The organism is Microbacterium sp. GbtcB4, assembly GCF_019091465.1.
Classification (GTDB): domain Bacteria; phylum Actinomycetota; class Actinomycetes; order Actinomycetales; family Microbacteriaceae; genus Microbacterium; species Microbacterium paraoxydans.
Genome location: NZ_JAGXJJ010000017.1, coordinates 1 through 3,704 on the forward strand (window position 1 = coordinate 1; position 3,704 = coordinate 3,704).

The following is a 3,704-nucleotide window of genomic DNA, read 5'->3' on the forward strand; positions in this document are numbered from 1 at the left end:
GAAAGACTTCGGTGTTCACCCCATGACGTTGCAGAAGTGGTTGCGTCGTGCTGATGTCGACGAGGGCGCAAAGCCGGGCCACTCTCGGGCTGAGGCAACCGAATTGCGGGAGGCGCGCAAACGGATCCGGCTGCTGGAGCAGGAGAACGAGGTCCTGCGGCGGGCGGCGGCGTATCTGTCGCAGGCGAACCTGCCGGGAAAAGGACGCTTCTATGCCTCGTGTCAAGTCATGCGGGTGCGTAGTTCACGGTAGAGCGCTCGGCAGACGTAGCGTTTCAGGCAGCGTCGGATCTCACGGTTGGAGAGTCCTTCGGCGCGGCGGCGGGAGGCGTACTCACGGGTGGTGGGGTCGTAGCTCAGTCGTGTGCGGACGACGACGTCGACAGCGCGGTTGAGTTGGCGATCGCCGGACCGGGAGAGGCGGTGGCGGGTGGTGTTGCCCGATGACGCGGGCAGCGGGGCGATGCCGCCGAGGGCGGCAAATGCCGCTTCTGATCGAACGCGGCCGTGGTGGGAGTAGGCCGCGACCAGGATCGCGCCGGTCACGGCTCCGACTCCGGGGACTGCCTGCAGCCCCGGCGCCAGCGCTTCAGTGAGCTGCTCGAGCTGGCGGTGGTTCTCTCGCAGAACTTCGGTTTGCTCGAGCACGGCTCTGGCGAGTCGCCGTGCTTCTTCGCGGAACACCCGAGTTGTCGCGTCGTCGCGATTCGTGCGCCAGGCTGCTATCGTCGCGATCTGGGCGTCTGTGAGCGGCTTGCGGGCGTCGACCGAGAGGTCGATGCTGCGGACAAGGGCGGTGAGGGCGTTGCGGTTCGCGGTGCGTTGCTGATCGACGAGCGCGCGGGCAGCCAGGAGTACCCGCAACGCCGTCCGGTCCCCGGTTCGCCGTGGCTGGGCGAGCTTGTCGAGGTCTTCTCTGATCACGCTTCTCGCGGCGGCTTCCGCGTCGATCGGGTCGGACTTCCCGGTGCGGGCGCGTGACGGTCTGGCGATCGGTCGGATCTCCGTAACTTCGAACCCGCTCGCAGCCAACGCCGCCGCGATGCCCGCGCCGTAGGAGGACGTCCCCTCGATGGCCGCGAGTGTCGTCGTCCCCTGGGAGCGTCGCGCGATCCAGGAGAGCGCGCGGTTGGTGCCGGCAGAAGTGGTGGGGAAGGTGGCCGTGTCGATGATGCCGCCGGTGCGGGTCTCGACGAGGCAGTAGGTGTGTGTTCGGGCGTGAGTGTCGATGCCGACGACGTGTTCGAACTGATCGGCGACTGTGGTCATGCGAGCTCCTCTGGGATATCAGCACTTCGGCGGGCTGGCTCGGGTGGGGTCGCTCAGAGACACATCTGTAATGAGTCACGCCATTGCGGGCGGACAGGCTTCTGATCAAGGCATCTGCGCGGGCAGGCCGAGCCGCGGCACGGTCGCGGACACGTCCTTTTCAAGACACCGCCGCGAGCGGCGGGTCGGTTCTACCCGGAGTCACACGACCGAGCCGAGGCCCAGCCTGTCAGCCGGCCGCAGGCCCGCCAGAATCCATTACAGCTCTACCCGCTCGTGAGAGAGCTCGCCGTTGACGGGGTTCCCGTCGTGGTGACGTGTCGGGTGCTCAAGCTCTCTCGCCAGCCCTACTACCGCTGGCTGGCTGAGCCTGTCACCGCGAGCGAGGCGCCGGAGGCGTATCGCGCGAACGCGTTGTTCGACGCGCACCGGGATGACCCGGAGTTCGGGCACCGGCTCCTCGCCGACGAGGCCCGCGACAACGGTGAGCCGATGTCGGACCGGACGGCGTGGCGGATCGCTTCGAGCAATGGCTGGTTCAGCGCGTTCGGGAAGCCCAAGCGGGGCAAGGCCCGTAGGCCAGGGCCGCCCGTTCACGACGACCTGTGCGCCGTCGTCGACGAGCACGGCCGCACTCGGCACGTCTTCGCCGCCGATGCGCCGAACCAGCTGTGGCTGACGGACATCACCGAGCACAAGACCGCCGAAGGCAAGCTCTACCTCTGCGCGATCAAGGACGTGTTCAGCGGCCGGATCGTCGGTTACTCAATCGACTCGCGAATGAAGTCCCGTTTGGCCGTCCAGGCGCTCGACAACGCCGTCGCCATGCGCGGCGACGTCTCCGGCTGCGTGGTCCACGCGGATAGTGAGACTGTTCGTGCTGGTGTTCTCGGGGGTCCTGACCCGCACGCCGATGGACGCGCAAGGATGCTGGTGCCGGGTGTTCTCAGGGGTTCCTGACTCTCACTCTGATCGACATCTGCTGTCTTTCCACGGATCTGTCGGTCCCCTGAGAACGCCCGGTGAGGCGTCACGCCTCGCCGCCGGAGTGACCTAAGGAGAGCCTGCGCCAACAGGTGCTCATCACTGTCTTGTCCGCCGGTCTGGTGGTGCGCGGTGCCGTTCCCCGCTCATGCGAACAGATCGGAGCACGACATGACCATCATTCCCGACGCCGGAAAGCAACCTCAATCGCGAATCTCGGTGTTCGCCGGCGTCGACACACACAAGGAGATCCACGTCGCCGCGGTCGTCGACGAGGCTGGGACGGTCCTCGGAACGCACAGCTTCTCGACGACTCGCGCGGGCTACCGTGCGCTGCTGGCATGGGCGCGCAGTCATGGCGAGTTGGTGCGGATCGGGATCGAGGGCACCGGCTCCTACGGCGCCGGCCTCACCCGACATCTCGCGAAGAACGACGTGACAGTCCTCGAGGTCGACCGGCCGGATCGGTCAGACCGTCGCCGGAAAGGCAAAGACGACGACCTTGACGCGATCAACGCCGCCCGCGCCGCACTCCATGAACGGCGCACCACGATCCCGAAGTCCAAGGACGGAGCGGTCGAGGCCCTCAGAATCCTGCGCGTCGCGCGCGCCCAGGCAGTCCGCGAACGCCGCAACACGTTGCAGCTGCTGCGGATGTCGATCGTTGCTGCCCCTGACGAGGTCCGTGACCAGGTCCGCAACCTCACCCGAATGCAACTGATCCGCCATCTCGCTGCCTGGCGCCCTGACGCCTCGAACGCGACCGATCCCGTTGTCGCCTATCGGGTCGCGTTGAAGTCATTCGGCCGCCGCTATCTCGAGCTCACCGACGAGATCGTCGATCTCGACGACCTGATCAACCCCATCGTCCAGTCCCTCGCCCCACGCCTGCTCGAACGCGTCGGGATCGGCATCGAAGCCGCCGGGCAGCTGCTGGTCACCGCAGGCGACAACCCCGAGCGCATGAAGTGCGAAGCCGCGTTCGCGATGCTCTGCGGGGTCTCCCCACTGCCCGCCTCATCCGGGATGACGCAACGCCATCGGCTCAACCGGGGCGGCGATCGACAGGCCAACCGCGCACTCCACCTCGCCGTAATCAGCCGCCTCAGGCTCGATCCGAGGACAAAGGCCTACGCAGCGAAGAAGACCGCCGAGGGGCATTCAAAGATGGAGATCATCCGCTGCCTCAAGCGCTACCTCGCCCGCGAGGCCTACTTCCTCCTCACCCCCGGCACCGAACACATCACACCGAACACCAAACCGAGGAGAATCGCCGCTTGACTCTTAGGAGAGCATCCGCGGCTCTCAATTCCGAAGCAGGAAGATGCTCCGCGCCCTGGCCCGTCATCGCATGGTCGGAAGCATGGGAAGAGTCGGGTCCAGCGGGGACAATGCCGCTATGGAGAGCTTCTTTGCGTTGCTGCAGAAGAACGTCCTCAACCGCCGGTCCT

General features: G+C 66.4%; 3 protein-coding genes and 2 pseudogenes. 4 read left to right on the forward strand and 1 reads right to left on the reverse strand.

Going from position 1 to position 3,704, the window contains the following annotated elements; all coding sequences use genetic code 11:
* Positions 1–253, forward strand: a 253-nt coding sequence (locus KVS71_RS17070) for a transposase (RefSeq protein ID WP_368874975.1), incomplete at its 5' end; no start/stop codon positions are given.
* Here KVS71_RS17070 and KVS71_RS17075 read toward each other — a convergent pair.
* Complete coding sequence (locus KVS71_RS17075) at positions 223–1,269, reverse strand: IS110 family transposase (protein WP_217585107.1); 1,047 nt, start codon at positions 1,267–1,269, stop codon at positions 223–225. The two genes, KVS71_RS17070 and KVS71_RS17075, sit on opposite strands and share 31 nt — an antisense overlap.
* 252 nt (positions 1,270–1,521) lie before the next feature.
* Here KVS71_RS17075 and KVS71_RS17080 point away from each other — a divergent pair.
* The 3 genes and pseudogenes from KVS71_RS17080 to KVS71_RS17090 form a co-directional block, all read left to right on the forward strand.
* Positions 1,522–2,229 (forward strand): annotated as a pseudogene (locus KVS71_RS17080) (DDE-type integrase/transposase/recombinase); the annotation flags it as partial.
* Between the two features lie 195 nt (positions 2,230–2,424).
* Positions 2,425–3,534 carry an IS110 family transposase gene (locus KVS71_RS17085; protein WP_217585109.1) on the forward strand — a complete coding sequence of 370 codons (1,110 nt, stop codon included), beginning with the start codon at positions 2,425–2,427 and terminating at the stop codon, positions 3,532–3,534.
* A 10-nt stretch (positions 3,535–3,544) separates the two neighbouring features.
* Positions 3,545–3,704 (forward strand): annotated as a pseudogene (locus KVS71_RS17090) (IS3 family transposase); the annotation flags it as partial.